This is a genomic window from Variovorax sp. KK3, assembly GCF_001984055.1.
Taxonomy (GTDB): Bacteria; Pseudomonadota; Gammaproteobacteria; order Burkholderiales; family Burkholderiaceae_C; genus Variovorax.
Genome location: NZ_LYVO01000067.1, coordinates 1 through 20,707 on the forward strand (window position 1 = coordinate 1; position 20,707 = coordinate 20,707).

The window sequence follows — 20,707 nt, forward strand, 5'->3', positions numbered from 1 at the left end:
CTGCCATGGCCGCGCACCCCGATCGCCCGCAACACAAAGTTATGGACCGCGAGCACGGCGGCGCGCTGGGCATCAACCTGCGCCACCTGCGCGCGTTCTCGGCGGTGGCCGCGGCCGGCAGCATCGCGGCGGCCGCCGAGGCGCTGTACCGCGTGCCATCGGCCGTGACGCGCGCCGTCTCGGAGCTGGAGGCCGCGCTGGGCCGGCCGCTCTTCGACCGCCGCGCGCGCGGCATGGCGCTCAATGCCTACGGTGCGCTGGTGCTGGCACGCGCGCGCCGCGTCGAGCAGGAGTTCGAACAGGCCCGCGCCCAGCTGGTGGCGCGCGGCGGCATCGGCGCCGGGGCGGAAGTGCAGTCGCTGTTCGCCTCGATCCTCAACGGCCGGCGCCTCGCGGTGGTCGCCAGCCTGGCGGAGAAGCGCCACATGGCCGCGGTGGCGCACGAGTTCGGCATCACGCAACCGGCCATCAGCAGCACGGTGAAAGACCTCGAGCGCGGCCTCGGCGCCACCTTGTTCGAGCGCCGGGCGAAGGGGCTCGTGCCCGCGCCGGCGGGCGAGATCGCGGCCTTCTACTTCAAGCGCGTGCTATCGGAGCTGCGCCACATCGGCTCCGACATCGCGGCCAGCGAAGGCACGCTGCAAGGCAGCGTGATGGTGGGCGCGCTGCCGCTGGGCCGCACGCAGATCCTGCCGCTGGCCATCGCCTCGCTGCTGGCGCGGCACCCGCTGCTGCACGTGGCCACGGTCGAGAGCCCCTACGACGCGCTCGCGGCTTCGCTGCGCAGCGGCGACGTCGACTTCATCCTGGGCGCCCTGCGCCCCGCCGACGAGGCACGCGACCTGCAGCAGGCCGCGCTGTTCGAAGACCGCCTCGCCGTGATCGCGCGCGCAGGCCATCCGCTGGCCGCTGCCGCACGCATCGGCTTCGACACGCTGCAGCAGGCGCGCTGGGTGCTGTCGCGACCCGGCTCGCCTTCGCGCGACCTGCTGGAGCGCTTCTTCTCTACAGCGCGGCAACCGACGCCCGTGCCCAGCGTCGAGACCGGCGACCTCGCCGTGCTGCGCGGCCTGCTGCTGGCGAGCGACATGGTCACCGCTATCTCGCCGCACCAACTGCGCCACGAGATCCGCGACGGCAGCCTGGTGGTGCTCGACTTCCCGCTCGATGCCACGCGGCGCGAGATCGGCCTGACGCAGCGCACCGGCGCGTTTCCGTCGCCGGGGGCGCGGGCGCTGATGCAGGAGATCGAGGCGCTGGTGGCGGGGTCGAAGGATTTTCGCAAGGCCGGACGGCGGGTCCAGGGCCGGTCTGCGAGCAAATACTAGATGTCTATACTTGCATATATACATCCGCCGATTAAACTGGCTGACAGTTCCACACGAGCATTCACAAGGGAATATCGATGATTGCCGACCCATCGCGCACAGCGCGGCTGTTTACCAACGGCGGAAGCCAGGCAGTGCGCCTGCCCGCCGAATTCCGTTTCGACGGCGAAGAGGTCTACATCCGTCGAGATGCCCGCTCAGGCGAAGTAGTGCTCTCACCCAAGACGCGCAAGAGCTGGGCGAATTTCGTCGTGTTGCGCGAACAGATGCGTGCCGAATTGACCGCAGAGGGCCTGGACAGCCTCATGCGGGATCGCGAGGACTCCATCGCAAAGCCGCCACAACGCGACCCCTTCGAAGGCTGGCAAGAATGACCTTGGTCTACATGCTGGACACCAACATCACCAGCGCGGCGATACGCGGAGAACCTGCCATCGAAGCCAAGCTCGGCGCGCTCCCGCAAGAGGCGTGGTGCATTTCGGCCATCACCATGTCCGAGCACGTCTACGGCTTGTCCAAGCGACCCGAGGCTAGGCGCTTGGCTCGCCTGGTCCAGGAGTTCCTTCAGGTTGCGGATGTGCTGCCGTGGGATCGTCATGCGGCCGATGCGCATGGGGAGTTACGCGCCGAACTCGAAAGTGCCGGTATTCCGATCGGTCACTACGACACGATGATCGCAGCGCACGCGCGTGCCCTCGGCCTCATCGTGGTGACAGACAACGAGCGTCACTTTGGCAGGGTGCCACGCCTCAGCGTCGAAAACTGGCTGCGGCGTTAGCGCGACCTGCAACGCCAGTCCGACCCAGGGACGACATCGATCGCAGCGATCGCCGATGTCAGCCGCCCAGCCCCCGCTCCCATGCGCGAAGGCCCCGCCGCCACGCATCGAGCCGGTTATCGACGCCTCGGCCCCCGGCGCCCGATGTGGTGGCGCAGAGCTGGTCGAGCAGGATCTGCTGGTCGGTGCTGAGCTGTTGCGGAAACACGGGCACCAGCGTCACCCACTGATCACCGTGGGCGCCGCCGCGTGCGGTCGGGAATCCCTGGCCCTCGAGGCAGTAGGACACGCGGCTGCGGCTGGGCTGCAGCGGGCGCAGGCCGGCGAGTGTCGGCACCGGGACCGGGCGCTCGGCGAGCCAGGCGAAGCCATCGACCGGGATCTCGCAGCGGAGGGTGCCGTCGTCGTCGAGCGTGAAGAAGGCATGCGGCAACAGCTCGATGCGGATTTCGAGATCGGCGGCGAGCCGCTCGGGCCGCAGGCGCCGGCCGTCGACGTGCAGCAGATCGCCGTGGCGCACGCCGGCCGGAATGCGGACCTTGACCTGGTAGGCGCGCGCAGCGGTCTTGCCGCTGCCCCGGCAGGCCGCGCATGGCTGCCTGGCGATGCCGCCGCCCAGGCAGGCCTCGCACTCGGCCGTGCCGGTGGGCCAGCCGAAGAAGGAACGCTTGTGCACGGCGCCCGACCCGCCGCAACGCGCGCAGTTGCCGCCCAGCACCTGGTGGCCTGCGCCCTCGCAGGTGGCGCAGGTCTGGGTGAGCTTGCCGCGCAGCACCTTGATGCAGCCGGCCGCGGCCTCTTCGAGCGACAGCTTCACCTTGCGGTGGATGGGCCGCCGCTGCCGGCGCGTAGCGGTGTCGTCGTCGAATGCGGTTTCGCCGGCGTCCTGCTCGGCGTGGCCGGTGGTGGGGTCGGTCGGCGGGTGGGATGCGGGCGCGTCGTGGTCGGCTGCTGAGGGCTCTGAGGATGACGACGGGGCGCTGAAACCGGCGCGGCGGATCTCTTCGAAGGCCTGGTTGATGCGCTGCATGCGCACCACCGCATCGGCGCTGCCATTGCGGTCAGGATGCCATTGCGAGGCCAGCCGGCGCCACGCCGCCTTCACTTCGCCCTGGCTCGCGCCGGATGCCAGACCCAGTTCGGCGAAAGCGTCGTCGGTGCCCAAGCCCGTTTCCTCGTCGCGGCAGGCCGTCCGGGACGAAGGTCCATGGAGGCGGCGTCACCGTCGGCGGGAATGCTATCCGAAGAAGACGTCAGCTCGATGTGCACCGCCCCGAAAGCTGAGGCGCCGTCCGACGAGCCGGGCGCAGCCACCCCGCTAGACTCCCGCCGACGTCCCGGCCCGTCCGTTCCGCCGGCCGGGGCACACGAGGGTCGCGCCCGCCGTCCCGGCGGGTGGCCCGGCTCGATCGAAGGTGCGCATGGCAGACGCCGGCAGTGATTCCGTTCCCCTGGCCGGGGTGCCTTCGCATGCCCCCATGCCGGCCGTGGGCGACGCCGACTACCGGCTGATGGTCGATGCGGTCACCGACTACGCGATCTTCCTGCTCGACACCGAGGGTCGCGTGCGCAGCTGGAACGCCGGCGCGCACCGCATCAAGGGCTACGAGGCGAACGAGGTCATCGGCCGCCACTTCTCGCTGTTCTACCCGCCCGACCAACTGGCGCGCGGCTGGCCGGAGTACGAACTGCGGATGGCGCGCGAGACCGGCCGCTTCGAGGACGAGGGCTGGCGCCTGCGCAAGGATGGCTCGCGCTTCTGGGCCAACGTCGTCATCACCCGGCTGCTGGGCCCGGACGGCGGGTTCCGCGGCTTTTCGAAGATCACGCGCGACCTGACCGAACGCCGCCAGCAGGAAGAGCACATGCGCTTGAGCGAGGAGCGCTTCCGGCTGCTGGTGGAGAGCGTGAAGGACTATGCGATCTTCATGCTCGACCCGTCCGGCCGCGTCGTCAGCTGGAACATGGGCGCACGCCGCTTCAAGGGCTACGAGGCCAACGAGATCATCGGCCATCACTTCTCGGTGTTCTACCCGCCCGAGCAGAAGTCGCGCGGCTGGCCCGACGAGGAACTGCGCATCGCGCAGCGCGAGGGCAGCTTCGAGGACGAAGGCTGGCGCCTGCGCAAGGACGGCAGCCGCTTCTGGGCCAGCGTGGTCATCACCGCGGTGCACGACGCCTCGGGCGCGCTGATCGGCTTCGCCAAGGTGACGCGCGACCTGACCGAGCAGCGCCGCGTCAGCTCGCTGGAGGACGAGGGCCGGCGCATCAGCACCTTCCTGGCGATGCTGGGCCACGAGCTGCGAAACCCGCTGGCGCCGATCGCCAACGCCCTGGCGCTGATGAAGCGGCTGAAGCTGGAAACGCCGCAGCTGACACTGGTGCAGGACACCATCTCGCGCCAGCTGCGGCAGCTGGTGCGGCTGGTGGACGACCTGCTCGACGTGGGCCGCATCACCAGCGGCAAGATCCGGCTGGAGACGCGGCCGGTCGACCTGCGCGACGCGGTGGCCGAAGCCCTGGAAGCGATGACGCCGCTGGCCGCCGACAAGTCCCACCAGGTGCGCCTCGAGGTCTCGCAGTCGCCGCTGTGGGTGCTCGGCGACCGCGCCCGCCTGATCCAGGTGATCAGCAACCTGCTCGGCAATGCCATCAAGTTCACGCCGTCGAGCGGCCACGTCGAACTGCGCGCCAGCCTGCGCGGCGACCGCGTGGAACTGAGCGTGCGCGACGACGGCCCGGGCGTGCCGCAGCGCGACCTGCAGCGCATCTTCAACCTGTTCGAGCAAGGCGAACAGGACCTCGCGCGCTCGCAGGGCGGCCTGGGCCTGGGCTTGAGCCTGGTGCAGCAACTGGTGGACCTGCACGGCGGCGAGGTGGCCTGCTTCAGCAAGGGGGTGCCGGGCGAAGGCAGCGAGTTCGTGGTGCTGCTGCCCCGGAGCACGGCGCCGGTCGTGCCCGACAAGCCACCCTCCACCTCCCAGCCCCACGACGGCCGGCCATTCGTGCTGGTGGTCGACGACAACCGCGACGCCGCCGAAACCATGTCGGCCCTGATGGACGCGCTGGGATGCCGCTCCGTGATGCGGCACGACGGCCTCAGTGCGCTGGAGGCGATCAAGCACCTGGCGCCGGACCTGGTGCTGCTCGACATCGGCCTGCCCGGCCTGAACGGCCTGGAGGTGGCGCAGCGCACGCGTGCCGAAGTGGCGAAGCCGCCGCCGCTGATCGCCGTCAGCGGCTATGGGCAGGAACGCGACCGGCAACTGAGCTTCGAGGCCGGCTTCTTCGCGCACCTGACCAAGCCGGTGGACGTGGCGCAGATCGAAGCGCTGCTGGCAAGGCTGCTCGGCAAGCGCTGAGCCCTCGTTGCGTTCGGCCATTCGGCAAATGGACGCGCGCCCTGCAGCGGCGTAGCATGGTTTTCCCTTGCCGCCCGAGCCGCGGCGACAAGTTCCGTGTGACGTGTTCGTGTCAGTGACGCTTCGACATCAACATGACAGGAGGTCGGAATGAGCTATCACCTGGAAGGTCGCCTGCTGGAGGTCTGCAACTGCAACGTGCTGTGTCCCTGCTGGATCGGCGAGGACCCCGACAACGGCACCTGCGACACCATCATCGCCTGGCGCATCGACAAGGGCACGGTCGACGGCCTGGACGTCGGCGGCAACACCGTCGCCGCGGTGGCGCACGTGCCCGGCAACATCCTGCAGGGCAACTGGAGCGCTGCCATCTTCGTCGACGACAACGCCTCGAAGGAGCAGGAAGCCGCGCTGCTCAAGGTGTACACCGGCGCGGCCGGCGGGCCGATCGCCGACCTGGCCAAGCTGATCGGCAACGTGGTGTCGGTGGAACGCGCACCGATCGGCTTTCACGTGAACGAGGGCAGCGGCAAGCTCACGATCGGCAGCGACTACTACGCCGAGTTGGAGCCGTACCGCGGCGCCACCGGCGGCCAGACCGTGCTGTCGGACACCGTGTTCTCGACCGTGCCGGGCGCGCCGGTCTTCGTCGGCAAGGCGCCGAGCTACCGCTCGAAGAATGCCGCGCTGGGCATCGACGTGGACATCAAGAACCACAACGCGCTGCAAAGCACCTTCGTGTTCGACTCTTGAACGCGGGGCCATGGCCGCCACAGCGCGCGCCGCGGCGCCCGGGAGTGCCGCGCGCCACCGCCGCGTGTTCCTGCCGTTGCTGGCGGGCCTGGTGGTGCTCGCCTGGGCAGCGCTGTGGGCCTGGGCGCGCAGCCCCTGGGGCCGCTATCTCGAACACGGCGACTGGACGGCCTCGGGGCCGGCCGCCTTCATCTGCCGCACCCTGCCCGGCGGCGAATGGTGGCTGCCGGGGCTCTTCTACGCGCTGGCCTGGGTGCTGATGACCGCCGCGATGATGCTGCCCACCACGCTGCCGCTGTTCAACGTGTTCGACCGCATGACCGCGCGGCGCGCCGACCATGGGCGGCTGGTGCTGCTGCTGGGCCTGGGCTACATGGCGGCCTGGGCAGCCTTCGGTCTGCTCGCGCACGGGCTGCACGGCGGCCTGCTCGCGCTGCTCGCGAAGTCGCCCACGCTGGCCTGGCACGGCTGGCTGATCGGCGCGGCCACGCTGGGCCTGGCCGGCGTCTTCCAGTTCAGCCGGCTCAAGCACCGGTGCCTGGACAAGTGCCGCACGCCGCTGGGCTTCGTCATCGAGCACTGGCGCGGGCCGGCGCCGGCGCGCCAGGCCTTTCTTCTCGGCGCGCACCACGGGCTCTACTGCGTCGGCTGCTGCTGGGCGCTGATGCTGCTGATGTTCGCCTTCGGCACCGGCAGCCTGGGCTGGATGCTCCTGCTTGCCGCCGTCATGGCGATCGAGAAGAACATGCCCTGGGGCCGGTGGCTGAGCGCACCGCTGGGCATCCTGCTGCTGGGCGGCTCGCTGGCCGTGGTGGCGATCCATGCCTGAGCCGCAGGGCCGCTGGCCGGCCGGCAAGGTCGCGCTCTTCACCACGGTGGCGATGCTGGCCTTCGCGGCCAACTCGCTGCTGTGCCGCATGGCCTTGCAGCAGCGCGGCATCGACCCGGCGAGCTTCGGCAGCATTCGCCTGGTGTCGGGTGCGCTCGCGTTGACGCTGATCCTGCGGCTGCGAGGCGGCAGCGCCAATCCCGATAAGTCGGCGGCGGCGGCAGCCCCGGCGAAGGCCGACTGGCTGGCCGTGACGATGTTGTTCGCCTACGTGGCCTTCTTCTCCTTCGCCTACCTGATCCTTCCGGCCGGCACGGGTGCGTTGATCCTCTTCGGCGCGGTGCAACTCACCATGTTCTGCGTCGGCCTGCGGGCGGGGGAGATGTTCGGCGCGCTGGCGTGGTCCGGCTTCGTGCTCGCGATCGGCGGACTGGTCTACCTGATGTCGCCCGGCCTTGCCGCGCCGCCGCCGCTGGGTGCGTTGCTGATGGCCCTGGCCGGCGTGGCCTGGGGCGTGTATTCGCTGCGCGGGCGCGGCGTGGCCGATCCGCTGGCGGCGACGGGGCGCAACTTCGTGCGCGCCGCGCCGATGGCGCTGGTACTCAGCCTGGTGCTGGCCGCGCAGGCGCATGCGGACCGCTCGGGCATCGCGCTTGCCATCGCGTCGGGTGCGATCACCTCCGGCCTGGGCTACGTGGTCTGGTATTCGGCGCTGCCGCGGCTCGGCGCCCTGCTCGCCGCGACGGTGCAGTTGTCGGTGCCGCCCATCGCGGCCTTCGGCGGCGTGCTGTTTCTCGCCGAGCCCGTCACGCCGCGGCTCGCGCTGGCGTCGGTGGCGATCCTGGGCGGGATCGCGCTCGTGCTGTTCGGCAGGACGCGGGCCGTGCGGGCGCAGTGACGTTGCGCGTCAGAACGCCAGCTTCCACGCCTCGCGCGCACCGGCCGCCCAGGTGAGGCCAAGCCCCGGCGCATCGGGCAGATGCAGGGTGCCATTGCTGCCGTAGCGCGGCTGCTGCTCGAAGAGCGGCTCCAGCAGTGGAAAGTCTTCGAGCCACGACACGTTGGGCATCGCGGCGGCGAGGTGGATGAACACGCCTGGCAGGAAATGCGGCGCCACCTCGATGCCGAACAGCTCGGCCATGCGCGCGAGGCGCAGGCATTCGCTGAGGCCGCCCATCATGGCCAGGTCGGGCTGGATCACGTCGCACAGACGCTCCCGCAGGAAGGGGCCCCATTCGGCGATGCCCTGCAGATGCTCGCCGGTCGCGACCGCGGCGCCGTCTCGCATCAGCTGCGCATAGCCTGCGGTGTCGTTCGCAGGCAGAGGCTCTTCGACGAAAAGAACGCCGGCCTCGCGCGCGACCGCCATCAGACGCCGGGCCGTGGTGGGGGAGCACTTCTCGTTGGCATCGATCATCAGCGCGGTCTCGCGGCCGATCCGGCCGGCGACCCCTTCGATCAAGGCCAGGTCGCGCAGGCCGCCGCCGACGCGCAGCTTGACCGCCTGGAAGCCCTGCGCGCGGTGCTGCGCCGCGCAGGCCAGTGCCGACTCGAGCGATTGGCCACCGTGATAGCCGCCGCTGCCGTACACCGGCACCGCCCGGTCGGCACCACCCATGGCCATGCCGACTGGCACGCCGAGCCGGCGCGCATGCAAGTCCCAGGCGGCCAGGTCGATCGCCGCCAGGCCGATCATCCCGGCGCCGCCGCCGGTGCGGTTGAAGGAACGCAGGACGGCGCGTGACAGCGCCTCGGGATGCAGCGGCGCATGGTCGACGACGAAGCGTTCGAGCTGGGCGCGCGCCGCGACGACGGCCGGCGCGGCACCGCCGCCGAGCACGTAGCCGAAGCCCGTGCCGGTGTGGCCGTCGGCGTCTTCCAGTTCGACGACCACCAGGTCGACCGCACCGACGCCCGAGCCGCCGACCGGCTTGTCGAGCCGATAGCGCCACAGCTCGGCGGTGGCGCTGCGCACGGCCGACGCGCGTGCGGGCAGGTTCATCGCCGCCACGCGCTCACTCGGCGACGATGGCCAGCGACTTCACGAGCGGGCCGTAGCGCGAGCGGTCGACCTGCTGCAGCGCATCGAGCTGCGACGGCGGCCCCGGCTGCGCCAGCATGCCGAACTCGCCAAGCTTGCGGGTGACCTCGGGCAGCGCCAGCATGCGGTTGACTTCGGCGTTGAGCTTGTCGACCACGGGCTTGGGCGTGGCGGTCGGCGCGAAGATGCCGAACCACACCGAGACGTCGAGGTCCTTGTTGAACTCCTTGAACTCGGGCAGGTTGGGGAACACCTCCTTCGCCTGCGGGCCGCTGGCTGCAATCGGCGTGATGCGCCCGGCCTTCACCAGCGGCATGGCCTCGGCGACGCCGACGATCATCGCGCCGATCTCGCCGGTCACCAGCGCCTGGATGGCGGGCGAGGTGCCCTTGTAGGCCACGTGCGTGAGCTCCAGGCCCAGGCGGTTGCGGAACAGCTCCATCGCCATGTGCGTGGGATGGCCGATGCCGCCCGTGCCGAAGTTGATGGCGCCGGGCTTAGCCTTGGCGGCCTGCACGAAAGCCGGCACCGTGGCGACGTTGAGCGCGTTGGCCACCACCAGCACCAGCGTGGCCTTGCCGACGAGCGCCACCGACTGGAAGTCGCGCGTGGGGTTGTACGGCAGCTTGGGATAGACGAAGGGGTTGACCACGGTGGCCGAGTCGGGCGCGATCAACAGCGTGTAGCCGTCGCCCGGTGCCTTGGCGACGGTGTCGGCCGCGATGGCGAGCGAGGCGCCCGGCTTGTTGTCGACCACCATCGGCTGGCCCATCTGCTCGCCCACGTGCTGGGCGGTCATGCGCGCGAGCACGTCGCCCAGCGCGCCCGGCGGGCTGCCGACGACCAGGCGTACGGGCTTGGCCGGATAGCTTTGCGCCTGCACGCCGGCAGTGCCGCCGAACAAGAGTGCCGCAGCGGCGAGCGCGGCCAGGAATCGTCGTTGTCTCGTCATGTCGTTCTTTCGTCGTGATGAAGGTGGTCGGGATCTCTCAGCCGTCGCGCTCGTCGTCGCTCCGTTCGTCGAGCAGCCCGAGCGCGGTCGTCTGCCAGATGTCCATCAGGCGTGCGAAGCGCTTGCTCTCGCCACTCATCAGCTTGCGGATGCTCATGCCGCGCGCGATGGAGTAGGTCAGCAGCACCACGTCTTCGGCCGCCTCCTCGTCGCAACCGGCGTCGACGAAGGCCCGCAGCCACGCGTGCTCGACCGAGAGGCGGTACTGGCGGGCCAGCTTCTTGACCGCCACGCCCAGCTCCGAATCGGCGCCGACCATCATGAGGTCGAGCGAAAGATAGAAGTCGTCGCCCAGGAAGAACTCGCGGCTGTCGCGCACCAGTGCGTCGAGCAGCGCGGCCGGCTCCTTGCGCGCGTTCTCGATGCGGCGTGTGGACGCGGCCGAGGTGCGGCGGTACACGGCTTCGAGCGCTTCGAGCACCAGGTCGTCCTTCAGCGGAAAGTGATGGGTCTGTGCGCCGCGCGACACGCCGGCCTGGTCGGCCACCTCGGCGATGCGAAAGCCGGCATAGCGCTTCTTCTTCAACAGCTCGATGGCACCCTCGACCAGGCGCTGCTGCATCTCCGATGCGCGCTGCGCCTGGGTGCGCCGGGCCGGTGCGGCCGTGGCTTCGTCTTTGCTCATCGCGCCTCGCTCACGTGGAACTGCATCTCGCCGAGGCGTTCGCAGGCCACGCGCACCACGTCGCCGGGCAACACCGGCCCCACGCCCTCGGGCGTGCCGGTGAGGATGACGTCGCCGGGGTGCAGGGTGTACACGCGCGAGGCGAACGCGATCAGGTCGGGAATGTCCACCGTCATCGCGCCGGTCGAGCTGTGCTGCCGGCGCTCGCCATTGACCCACAGCGACATGGTGAGCGCATGCGGGTCGTCGACTTCGTCGGCGGTGACCAGCGACGGGCCCAGCACCGTGTAGCTGTCGGGCGACTTGCGGTAGCTGCGTTCTTCCGCACCACGCACCGTCATGTCGAGCCCGATGGTGTAGCCGGCCACGTGCTGCAACGCATCGGCGCGTGCGATGTTGCGGCCGGGCTTGCCGATGACCAGGGCCAGCTCCAGCTCGTGGTCGGTGCGCCGGTCCGGCAGCACGATCTGCACGCCTTCGGCGGCGCCGGCGATCGAGGCGCTGGCCTTGAGGAACAGGCCGTACTTGTCGACCGGCCGCTCCACGCCCTCGAGCGCCTTGGCATGCACGCCGTGGTCGATGCCGGGCTGGATGGCGTCTTGCGCCACGTGCAGCTTGTAGTTGGCCGGGGCCGCCATGATCTTGGTCGGCCGCGTGATCGGGCTGTGCAGCGTGACTTCTGCCAGGGCATGCGAAGCGGCCGTGGCGCGCAGGTCGGCGATGGCCGGACGCAGCGCGTCGAGGTGCACCAGCAGCGGATCGCCGGCCAGGCCGAGCCAGCGCGTGGCCGGGATGAGTTCGAGCGCGGCGGAGACGTCGAGCACGCGGTCGCCCTCGATCAGGCCGAGGCGGTCGGTGTTGAAACGGCAGATCTTCATGGGGTTTCCTGTAGCAGCTTCGAAGGGGTGGTGGGGGTGGCGACGATCGGCAGGTCGGGCTTCCAGAGCCAGTCGAGGCATCGATGGAAGTCTTCGGCGTTGCGCTCCTGCCATTGGGCCGAGCGCACCTCGGCCTGTGCGCCGTCGCAGTGGTACTGCTCCCACAGCGCGCGCGACTCGAGCTGGACGCGGGCGGTGCGCAGGAAGCGCTGTTGCTCGAAGGCCTTGAACGCGTGCGCAAAGTCACCGTCGAAACGCGTGACGAGCGACGGCAGCAGCACCGCGTCTTCGAGCGCCATGCCGGCGCCCTGCGCGAGCGACTGCAGCGTGGCGTGCGCCGAGTCGCCGAGCAGCGTGACGCGGCCTTCGCACCAGCGCCGCACCGGATGGCGGTCGGCGATGGACCAGCGCCGCTCCAGGCTGACCAGAGCCAGCACGTCGCGCACCTCGGGCCGTGCGTGGGCGGTGATGGCTTCGAGGTGCTCGCGGTAGCGCGCGTTGTCCTCGGCCGCCACGCCGGCGGGCACCTGCACGACCACGACGATGTTCATCTCGGCGCGGTCGCGCAGCGGGTAGTAGATGACGTGGAAGCCCGGGCCGGTCCACATGGTCACGCCGGTGTGCTGGCGGATGCTGGCGGGCGCTTCGGCCATCGGCACGATGGTGCGATGCGCGACGTAGCCGGTGTCGCGCGAGGCGTCGTTCGGATGCAGCTGTGCGCGCAGCCGCGAGCGCAGCCCGTCGGCGGCGATGACGGCGGCGCCGGCGATGGTGCGGCCGTCGCTGGTGGTGACGCAGGCGCCGGTCTCGGTGTGATCGAAGCGGGCCACGGTGGTCGACTGGTTGAGGTCGATGCCGGGATGCGCGCGGCACGCATCGACGAGCAGCTCGTGCAGGTCCACCCGATGGATCGCCATGTAGGGCGAACCGCCGTAGCGCGCATCGAAGGCCGGCGTGCGCAGCGGAATGTCGAACAAGGTGGCGCCGCTGTTCATGTCGTGCAGGCGCAGCTGCGTGGGCAGGTAGGCCGCTTTGCGCGCGGCCTCTTCGACGCCGAGCGCGCGCAGCATCGGCACGACATTGGGCCCGAGTTGCACGCCGTAGCCGATCGCGCCGATCTGCTCGGCCTGTTCGAGCAGCCGCACCGGCCATCCCTGGCGTGCGAAGGCCAGAGCGGTGGCGACGCCGCCGATGCCGCCGCCGACCACGATCACCGGATCGCGTGAAGTGTCCATGGGGGTCATGTGTTCGATGAGATGAGTGTCGAGGAAAGCGATGTCAGGCACAGGCCTGGCGTTGGTAGAAGTGGCAATGGCGCATGAGCTTCTCGTCGCTCAGTTCCACCACCACCGCGCCTTCGGTGCTGGCGTGCGCGATGCGTTCGAACATCGGCAAGGCGATCACGTCGCCGAAGGACCAGTCGTAGGTGGCGCTGCCGACCTCGGTGCGGCCCTGGCCCTTCAGCACCACGAGGATCGAGCTGGCGCTGTGGCGGTAGGGGCGCCCGGTCCAGCCGGCATGGAGGCGATGCACCTTGATGGCGATGGTCGGCATCGAGGGCGCGTCGAGCGTGACGGTGGTACCGAAGTCGGGCGCCTCGTCGTCGGGCGAACCGGCCTTGGCATCGAGCAGGCGCAGCGTGTCTTGCCAGGCGAAGCGCATTGGCGAGGCCGCCTCCTCGACGACCTTGCTTTCCCATCCCTCGGGATGTTCTTCGGCCGTCATGGGTTCGAGCAGGTGCACCAAGGGGATGTCGAGGCAGTCGAACCAGAAGGCCTGCTTCGATCCGTCGTGCCCGTGGCCGTGCCAGTGCCCGCCCGGCGTGATGACGATGTCGCCGCTCTCCATCGGATGTCTGCGCCCGTTGACCACCGAGTACGAGCCCTGCGATTCGAGGATGACGCGCAGCGCATGCGGTGCATGGCGGTGCGAGCGCGCATGTTCGCCGGGCAGGATCGACTGGTACGCACCGACCAGCGTCCGCGTGGTCGCGAACTGGTTGCCCGCCAACGGATTGCGCAGCACGAAGTTGCGCCGCTCCGCGAGGTCGGTGCCGATCAGGCGACCGGCAGCGACCAGCGCCGGACGGATCTCGTCGTAGCGCCAATGCGCGGGGCCGAAGACGGAGCGCGGCTGCTTCCACATCAGCGGCGGCTCGTGCGCGATCCAGCCGGGGATGCAGTTCACGTCGGCGATGCGCGAGATCAGGTCGTCGATGGAACCGAGCGTGTTCCAGGCGGGACTGGCGGGGACGTCGGTCGGGGTCATCGGTGACTCGGGTTGAAAGAAACAGACTGGATTGTCTGTATCTAAGCCGAATCATCAACCAGGGTTTGCCCTGAGCGGCATGGCGGGCAGCCGCCGTCCCGGGCCTAAGCCTCGAGCTTGAACAGGCTCGTCGCCTCCAGCTCCAGCACCATCAGTTCACGCTGGTTGAACAGCCGCCAGCGCCAACGCAGGATGCCCAGCGTCGGCCGCTTCTCAGACAGTCGTACCTCGATGACATCGGCCACCAGGCGCAGCGTGTCGCCGGGCCGCACCGGGTTGGGCCACTTCACGTAGGCCAGGCCCGGCGAGGCAAAGGACTCGCTGCCTTCGAGGGCAGCCTTGGCGACGAGGCGCATCGCGATGCCACAGGTGTGCCAGCCGCTCGCGATCAGGCCGCCGAAGGGGCCTTCGGCGGCCGCGGCTGCGTCGGTGTGGAACCATTGCGGGTCGTAGGCGTTGGCGAACTGCAGCACCTCCGCTTCGGTGATCGCGTAGGGGCCGGCCTCGATGACCTGGCCATTATGGAAATCGGCGAACTTCATGCCGCGGAGATCAATAGGTCTCCAGGTGCAAACGGCCTTCGCGCTTGAGCGAGGCACCGACGGTGTCCCAGTCGAGACCGGCTTCCACCGCCACATCGCGCAGTGCCAGCACCACGCCCTCTTCCATGCTCTTCAGGCCGCACACGTAGATGTGGCTTTGCCCATCCTTCAGCAGCGCGACGAGGTCGGCGGCGCGTTCGCGCATCGCGTCCTGCACGTAGCGCTTGGGCTGGCCCGGCGTGCGCGAGAAGGCGAAGTTGATGTCGATGAAGTCCTTGGGCAGGTTCTGCAGCGGGCCGAAGTACGGCAGCTCCTGCTGCGTGCGCGCGCCGAAGAAGAGCATGAGCTTGCCTCCCTCGAACTTGCCGCTCTTGCGCAGGCGCCGGCGCCATTCGGTCATGGCGCGCATGGGTGCGCTGCCGGTGCCGGTGCAGATCATCACGATGTGCGACTTGGGATGGTTCGGCATCAGGAAGGAGCTGCCGAAGGGGCCGATGACCTGGACCTTGTCGCCCACCTTGAGGTCGCACACGTAGTTGCTGGCGACGCCGCGCACCGGGTTGCCCTGGTGGTCCTGCAGCACGCGCTTCACCGTGAGCGAGATGTTGTTGTAGCCGGGCCGCTCGCCGTTGCGAGGGCTGGCGATGGAGTACTGGCGCGCGAAATGCGCCTTGCCGTTGGCATCGGTGCCGGGCGGGATGATCGCGATCGACTGGCCTTCGAGCACCGGGAAGGGCATGGCGCCGAAGTCCAGCACGATGTGGTGCGTCTGGTTCTCGTAGCCGGCCTCGGTGCAGTTGAAGTTGCCGACCACGGTCGCGGTGGTGGGCGTCTTCGGCGGGAACAGGTTGGTGTACGCGTGCGCGGCCGACCACGGGGGCACGGTGGCGCCGTACTGCGCGGAGTTGAAGGGCACCTCGCCGGGCGCGGCGGCGGGCTGCGGCGATGCGGCGGGCTGGGCCTGCGCCTGGATCACCACCTCGTCGGCGGAGGCCACGCCCTCGGCTTCGAGCTGCTCGGGGCTGAGTTCAGCGGGCAGTTCGTCCCAGGTGAGCTGCTCTTCGATGGAATAGGCACGGGCCACGGGCATGGTGCGCCAGTTGTCGATCGAGCCCGTCGGGCACGGCGAGATGCAGGCCATGCAGCCGTTGCACACGTCGGCCCGCACCACGTAGTTGCGGTCGTCGTGCGTGATGGCGTCGACGGGGCAGGTCGCCTCGCAGGTGTTGCAGCGGATGCAGATCTCGGGGTCGATCAGGTGCTGCTTGATGACGCCGACTTGGATGGTGGCCATGTCCATGTAGTTCTCCTGGAGCGCGCAATGCGCTCGTCTCGAGCCCTCTCCCCTCGGGGAGAGGGTTGGGTGAGGGCGCGGCGTTGGTCGTGGGCACGCCGCCCCCTCACCCCGCCCTCTCCCCGGGGGGAGAGGGAGTTTCCGGGTCAACCGAAGCGAACGTACTCGAAATCCACCGGCTGGCGGTTGATGCCCATCACCGGCGGTGCGATCCAGCCGGCGAACTTGCCGGGGTCGACCACGCGGCCCATCAACGATGCCACGAAGGCGAAGTCTTCGCCGGTCGGCAGCCATTCGTCCTTCTTGGCGGCCCATTCGGCTTCGTTCACCACGCGGCCTTCGGGCGACATCTTGATGCCGGCGAGCGCGCCGATCTGGCGATTGAAGGCCTTGTGCGGCACGGTCAGGCGCGTCGGGATGCCGGCCTTCTCGAGCACCTTGTTCCAGCGGCTCACGCCGGCCACCGAGTCCTTGATGAAGTCGTCGCGCAGCACTTCGTTGAGCGCGTTGAGCATCGGCACTTCCTTCTCTTGCAGCTGGCCGTTCTGCACTTCGAGCACCTTGTAGGTCTGGCCCTTGAGCACGTGGTCGTCGGTGCGCTTGCCTTCTTCGTAGCGGCCCTTCAGGCCCGAGCTGTAGAAGATGGCGGCGTTGCTCGACTGGTCGGCGCCGAAGAGGTCGATGGTGACGCTGTAGTGGAAGTTCAGGTAGCGCTGGATGGTGCCCAGGTCGATCGCGCCGGCCGCGCGCACCTTGGCCGGGTCGTCGGTCTTGAGCTCGTTCATCACCTGCGCGGTGCGGCTCAGCACGCGCGAGACGCCGCTTTCGCCCACGAACATGTGATGCGCTTCTTCGGTGAGCATGAACTTCGTGGTGCGCGCGAGCGGGTCGAAGGCGCTCTCGGCCAGGGCCGACAGCTGGAACTTGCCGTCGCGGTCGGTGAAGTAGGTGAACATGAAGAAGGCCAGCCAGTCCGGCGTCTTCTCGTTGAAGGCGCCCAGGATGCGCGGGTTGTTCTCGTCGCCCGAGGTGCGCTGCAAGAGCGCCTCGGCTTCTTCGCGGCCGTCGCGGCCGAAGTGCTTGTGCAGCAGGTAGACCATGGCCCACAGGTGGCGGCCCTCTTCCACGTTGATCTGGAACAGGTTGCGCAGGTCGTACATGCTGGGCGCGGTCAGGCCCAGGTGGCGCTGCTGCTCGACCGACGCCGGCTCGGTGTCGCCCTGCGTGACGATGATGCGGCGCAGGTTGGCGCGGTGTTCGCCGGGCACGTCCTGCCAGGCCTTCTCGCCCTTGTGGTCGCCGAAGTGGATCTCGCGGGCGGCATCGCCCGGGTTCAGGAAGATGCCCCAGCGGTAGTCGCGCATCTTCACGTGGCCGAACTGGGCCCAGCCCTGCGGGTCGACGCTGACCGCCGTGCGCAGGTACACCTCGTGGTTGGTCGAGCCCTCGGGGCCGACGTCGTCCCACCAGTTGATGAAGTTGGGCTGCCAGCCTTCGAGCGCGCGCTGGAGCGTGCGGTCTTCGCCGAGGTTGACGTTGTTGGGGATCTTCTCGCTGTAGTTGATCGTGCTCATCGTTGTTCCTTGCAAAGGGTTCCGTGGGTCAGACGCGGTTGAGGTCGAAGCCGGCCTTCTCGCCGGTGCCGTAGACCTTCAGCGCACCCTTCTCGCCGACGGCGTTCGGGCGATTGAAGATCCAGTTCTGCCAGGCGGTGAGCCGGCCGAAGATGCGGGTCAGCATGTTTTCCTGGCTGGCGAAGCGCAGGTTGGCTTCGAGCCCGGTCAGCGCGTCGGGCGACATGGCCGCGCGCTCCTCGATGGCGATGCGGATCTCGTCGTCCCAGTCGATGTCGTCGGGCGCGGCCGTGACCAGGCCGAGCTTGAGCGCCTCGTCGGCGTCGAGCGGCTTGCCGGCGGCGGCGCGGGCGGCTTCGAGCGGCGCGCTTTCTTCGTAGAAACGGCGCTGCAGGCGGCTCTGGTCGTTGACCATCGGGAAGAAGCCGAAGTTGAACTCGTCGAGCTGGATCTTCGGCGCGCGCTCGGGCTCGTCGGGCAGGGCCAGCATGTAGGCGCGGTCGGCCGCGAAGGCCATCTCGGCCAGCGTGCCGGCGAAGCAGGAGCCGGCCTCGATCAGCGCGAACAGGCTGCGCGACGACACGTCCAGGCGCGCCAGCGTGCGGCGCAGCGCGCCGATGGTTTCACGCACCAGCCAGTGGTCCTGGTTGGCGAGCATGGTCTGGTCGCTGGCCAGCACGGCCTGGGCATCGCCCTCGGTCTTGAGCAGCCAGGTGCCGACGTCGAGTTCGTTGGTCCGCAGGTTCAGGATGGCGTCGTCGAGCTGGCGCACCATCGCGAGCGGCCACCAGGCGACACCCGCGGCCTCGATGCCGGCGATGTCGGTGGGCTGCGCGCCGGTGGGTGCCTTGACGGTCAGCGTGGCGGTGCGGCGGGCGCGGTCGATCTCGACCGTGACGTGTTCATAACGGATGCTGTCGGCGCCGTCTTCGCGCTCGACGCGGGTCAGGCTCACGCCCTTGGCGCCGGCAGGGCGCTTGCTGCCTTCGCCGAGCTTGGCCGCGCGCTCCTGCACGGTGGCGGCGAATTGGGCCGGCTTCGCGACGGCATCGACCAGACGCCAGTCGACCGCGCGCTGGCCGCGCACTCCTTCGACGCTGGTGCAGAAGATGTCGGCCAGGTCATGGCGCACGTGGCGCTTGTCGGTGACGCGGGTCAGGCCGCCGGTGCCGGGCAGCACGCCCAGCAGCGGCACTTCGGGCAGCGAGACGGACGACGAGCGGTCGTCGACCAGCAGGATTTCGTCGCAGGCCAGGGCCAGCTCGTAGCCGCCGCCGGCGCAGGCGCCGTTGACGGCCGCCAGGAACTTCAGGCCCGAGTGCTTCGACGAATCTTCGATGCCGTTGCGCGTCTCGTTGGTGAACTTGCAGAAGTTGACCTTCCAGGCGTGGCTCGAGACGCCCAGCATGAAGATGTTGGCGCCCGAGCAGAAGATGCGGTCCTTGCCGCTGGTGACGATGACCGAGCGCACTTCGGGGTGCTCGAAGCGCACGCGGTTCAGTGCGTCGTTGAGTTCGATGTCCACGCCCAGGTCGTAGCTGTTGAGCTTGAGCTTGTAGCCGGGACGAATGCCGCCGTCTTCCGCGATATCGAGCGACAGGCGGGCGACGGGGCCCTCGACGCTGAGCTTCCAGTGGCGGTATTGGGTCGGGTCGGTGCGGTAGTCGACGCGGGCGGGATGGGCAGCGGTCTCGGTCATGTCGCGGTCTCCTTGGGGTGCCTGTGGGGTCAATGAACAATAGTGCATTTGGCCTTCGCCATGGCATGCATCATCTTGCATGTTCTGGAGTGCGTCAACCCCCTGATGAACTTTTTTGCAACCGCCGGCTTCCGGCGGCCGTTCACTCGCTCCGGCTCATGACCGCGCGCACCGCCGTGCGCAGGGCCTGGAAGGCCTGGCCCAGGTCCTTGCCGCCGGTGTCGACGCTCACGTCGGCCTTGGAATAGAAGGCGGCCCGCCCGGCCAGGATGCGCCGCAGGTCGTCCATGGCTTCCTTGCTGGCCGCCATCGGGCGGGTGTCGCCCTGAGCGGCCACGCGGCCCATGTGCTCCTCGGGTGCGGCTTGCAGCCAGACGGTGGTGCAGTGGGTCAGCAGCTCGTTGAAGGTGGCCGGGTCGGAGACGATGCCGCCGGGCGTGGCGATGACCACCTCGCTGTAGATCTGCACCGTTTCTTCGAGCGCCCGGCGCTCGTAGCGGCGGTAGGCGTTGGTGCCGTACAGGTCGTGGATCTCGCGCAGGCTGCAGCCGGCCATCTTCTCGATCTCGCGGCTCAGCTCGATGAAAGGCACGTCGAGGTCGTCGGCCAGCATCTGGCCCAGCGTGGACTTGCCGGCGCCGCGCAGGCCGATCAGCGCGATGCGCCGGTGCCGCGCCGCGTCGCCACCCGGGGTGCCCAACAGCTCGCCCAGTGCGATGCGGGCGCGGCGCAGCTCGGCCTCGCTGCGGCGCTCGAGCAGCTCGCGGATCAGCAGCCATTCAGGCGAGCTGGTGGTGACGTCGCCGACCAGCTCGGCCAACGAACATTGCAGCGCGGTCGACACCTGCTGCAGCACCAGGATCGAGGCATTGCCGATCCCGTATTCGAGGTTGGCCAGGTGCCGCTCCGACACCTCGGCCGCCTGCGCCACCGCCTTGCGGGTGAGGCCGCGCCGCGCGCGCAGGTTGCGCACGCGCTCGCCCAGCGCCACCAGCAGCGGGTTCTTGGCTTCGTCGGCAGCGGCCGTTGCCGCAAGGGTCGGATCTGCGGGCGGTGCGCTCAACACCGCCTCGGCTCGGTCATTCATGTCGTCCTGCCCTCCTGGCTAGGGTAAACACCATATATGCACTATATTGCTTGACACCTTTTCGGTCGGTGCTTATGGTTCATGCACAGGCAAGATACTGCACGCGGCGATTTGCCGCAAGTTCCCACCCACGAATGAGCACCACGATGTCCAAGGAAAGCTTCCACCAGATCGTCGCCGACGTGACCACCCAGATCGCCGGCCGCCCGCTCGACGACGAACTCGACCGTTGGCTCAACGCCGTGCACGGCCCCGGCAGCGAAAGCTACGAGCGGCTGAAGCAGGCCTGCATCGACGGCGCTGCCGAAGGCTGGCTGTGCGAACGCGAGGGCGGCGGCATCAAGTATGGCCGCGCCTTCAAGCCCGACGAGGCGCTGGCCGGCTTCTCGGTCGACGTCGTCGACATGAGCGACATCGCGGGCCCGCACCACACGCATCCGAATGGCGAGATCGATCTGATCATGCCGCTGGAAGGCGATGCGACTTTCGACGGGCGGCCAGCGGGCTGGTGCGTCTACCCGGCGGGTTCGGCGCACCACCCGACCGTGGCCCAGGGCCGCGCACTCGTGCTCTATCTGTTGCCCCAAGGCCAGATCCAGTTCACCAAGTCCTGACCAGACCCCAGACCCGAGACCGC

At 69.2% G+C, this 20,707-nt stretch carries 20 protein-coding genes; 8 read left to right on the top strand and 12 right to left on the bottom strand.

Going from position 1 to position 20,707, the window contains the following annotated elements; translation table 11 throughout:
* The first annotated feature begins 5 nt into the window (after positions 1 to 5).
* From B0W80_RS25485 to B0W80_RS25495, 3 genes are all read left to right on the top strand, one after another.
* Positions 6 to 1,328, top strand: a complete 1,323-nt coding sequence (locus B0W80_RS25485) for a LysR family transcriptional regulator (RefSeq protein WP_083745641.1) — start codon at positions 6 to 8, stop codon at positions 1,326 to 1,328.
* A gap of 77 nt (positions 1,329 to 1,405) precedes the next feature.
* Entirely contained in the window at positions 1,406 to 1,702 is a 297-nt protein-coding gene (locus tag B0W80_RS25490; RefSeq protein ID WP_077001956.1) for an antitoxin, read from the top strand.
* Entirely contained in the window at positions 1,699 to 2,106 is a 408-nt protein-coding gene (locus B0W80_RS25495) for a type II toxin-antitoxin system VapC family toxin (RefSeq protein ID WP_077001957.1), read from the top strand. The genes B0W80_RS25490 and B0W80_RS25495 overlap by 4 nt, the downstream gene beginning before the upstream one ends.
* 58 nt (positions 2,107 to 2,164) lie before the next feature.
* On the opposite strand, the gene B0W80_RS25500 is transcribed toward B0W80_RS25495, so the two are convergent.
* Positions 2,165 to 3,271: a DnaJ C-terminal domain-containing protein gene (locus B0W80_RS25500; RefSeq protein ID WP_077001958.1), complete on the bottom strand. Its 1,107-nt coding sequence runs from the start codon at positions 3,269 to 3,271 to the stop codon at positions 2,165 to 2,167.
* 256 nt (positions 3,272 to 3,527) lie between these two features.
* Between B0W80_RS25500 and B0W80_RS25505 the strand changes: the two genes are divergently transcribed.
* The 4 genes from B0W80_RS25505 to B0W80_RS25520 all read left to right on the top strand — a co-directional run bounded on the left by B0W80_RS25505 (position 3,528) and on the right by B0W80_RS25520 (position 7,948).
* On the top strand, positions 3,528 to 5,468 hold the full coding sequence (locus B0W80_RS25505) for a PAS domain S-box protein (protein WP_077001959.1): 1,941 nt from the start codon (positions 3,528 to 3,530) through the stop codon (positions 5,466 to 5,468).
* Positions 5,469 to 5,618: 150 nt separating this feature from the next.
* Positions 5,619 to 6,221: a DUF1326 domain-containing protein gene (locus B0W80_RS25510; RefSeq protein WP_077001960.1), complete on the top strand. Its 603-nt coding sequence runs from the start codon at positions 5,619 to 5,621 to the stop codon at positions 6,219 to 6,221.
* A 10-nt stretch (positions 6,222 to 6,231) separates the two neighbouring features.
* Entirely contained in the window at positions 6,232 to 7,050 is an 819-nt protein-coding gene (locus B0W80_RS25515) for a DUF2182 domain-containing protein (RefSeq protein WP_077001961.1), read from the top strand.
* Positions 7,043 to 7,948: a DMT family transporter gene (locus B0W80_RS25520; protein ID WP_077001962.1), complete on the top strand. Its 906-nt coding sequence runs from the start codon at positions 7,043 to 7,045 to the stop codon at positions 7,946 to 7,948. Before B0W80_RS25515 ends, B0W80_RS25520 begins: the two co-directional genes overlap by 8 nt.
* 9 nt (positions 7,949 to 7,957) lie before the next feature.
* On the opposite strand, the gene B0W80_RS25525 is transcribed toward B0W80_RS25520, so the two are convergent.
* The 11 genes from B0W80_RS25525 to B0W80_RS25575 form a co-directional block, all read right to left on the bottom strand.
* Positions 7,958 to 9,052, bottom strand: a complete 1,095-nt coding sequence (locus B0W80_RS25525) for a mandelate racemase/muconate lactonizing enzyme family protein (protein ID WP_077001963.1) — start codon at positions 9,050 to 9,052, stop codon at positions 7,958 to 7,960.
* A 13-nt stretch (positions 9,053 to 9,065) separates the two neighbouring features.
* Positions 9,066 to 10,043, bottom strand: coding sequence for a tripartite tricarboxylate transporter substrate binding protein (locus B0W80_RS25530; RefSeq protein WP_077001964.1), 978 nt, complete (start codon positions 10,041 to 10,043; stop codon positions 9,066 to 9,068).
* A 37-nt stretch (positions 10,044 to 10,080) separates the two neighbouring features.
* Positions 10,081 to 10,728: a TetR/AcrR family transcriptional regulator gene (locus B0W80_RS25535; RefSeq protein ID WP_077001965.1), complete on the bottom strand. Its 648-nt coding sequence runs from the start codon at positions 10,726 to 10,728 to the stop codon at positions 10,081 to 10,083.
* The gene (locus B0W80_RS25540; RefSeq protein ID WP_077001966.1) at positions 10,725 to 11,606 is read right to left on the bottom strand and encodes a fumarylacetoacetate hydrolase family protein; all 882 of its coding nucleotides are present in this window, start codon (positions 11,604 to 11,606) and stop codon (positions 10,725 to 10,727) included. The genes B0W80_RS25535 and B0W80_RS25540 overlap by 4 nt, the downstream gene beginning before the upstream one ends.
* Complete coding sequence (locus B0W80_RS25545) at positions 11,603 to 12,841, bottom strand: FAD-dependent monooxygenase (protein WP_179107026.1); 1,239 nt, start codon at positions 12,839 to 12,841, stop codon at positions 11,603 to 11,605. Before B0W80_RS25545 ends, B0W80_RS25540 begins: the two co-directional genes overlap by 4 nt.
* 43 nt (positions 12,842 to 12,884) lie before the next feature.
* Positions 12,885 to 13,874, bottom strand: coding sequence for a cupin domain-containing protein (locus B0W80_RS25550; RefSeq protein WP_077001968.1), 990 nt, complete (start codon positions 13,872 to 13,874; stop codon positions 12,885 to 12,887).
* Between the two features lie 104 nt (positions 13,875 to 13,978).
* A complete protein-coding gene (locus B0W80_RS25555) occupies positions 13,979 to 14,416 on the bottom strand; it encodes a MaoC family dehydratase (RefSeq protein ID WP_077001969.1) in 438 nt (145 codons plus the stop codon).
* 10 nt (positions 14,417 to 14,426) lie between these two features.
* Positions 14,427 to 15,716, bottom strand: a complete 1,290-nt coding sequence (gene boxA / locus B0W80_RS25560) for a benzoyl-CoA 2,3-epoxidase subunit BoxA (RefSeq protein ID WP_077001970.1) — start codon at positions 15,714 to 15,716, stop codon at positions 14,427 to 14,429.
* A gap of 140 nt (positions 15,717 to 15,856) precedes the next feature.
* On the bottom strand, positions 15,857 to 17,284 hold the full coding sequence (boxB, locus tag B0W80_RS25565; RefSeq protein ID WP_077001971.1) for a benzoyl-CoA 2,3-epoxidase subunit BoxB: 1,428 nt from the start codon (positions 17,282 to 17,284) through the stop codon (positions 15,857 to 15,859).
* A 28-nt stretch (positions 17,285 to 17,312) separates the two neighbouring features.
* Positions 17,313 to 18,983: a 2,3-epoxybenzoyl-CoA dihydrolase gene (gene boxC, locus B0W80_RS25570; RefSeq protein WP_077001972.1), complete on the bottom strand. Its 1,671-nt coding sequence runs from the start codon at positions 18,981 to 18,983 to the stop codon at positions 17,313 to 17,315.
* 142 nt (positions 18,984 to 19,125) lie between these two features.
* Complete coding sequence (locus B0W80_RS25575) at positions 19,126 to 20,070, bottom strand: helix-turn-helix transcriptional regulator (protein ID WP_077001973.1); 945 nt, start codon at positions 20,068 to 20,070, stop codon at positions 19,126 to 19,128.
* A 146-nt stretch (positions 20,071 to 20,216) separates the two neighbouring features.
* Here B0W80_RS25575 and B0W80_RS25580 point away from each other — a divergent pair, with 146 nt between their 5' ends.
* Positions 20,217 to 20,684, top strand: coding sequence for a DUF4863 family protein (locus B0W80_RS25580; RefSeq protein WP_077001989.1), 468 nt, complete (start codon positions 20,217 to 20,219; stop codon positions 20,682 to 20,684).
* Positions 20,685 to 20,707 lie beyond the last annotated feature (23 nt).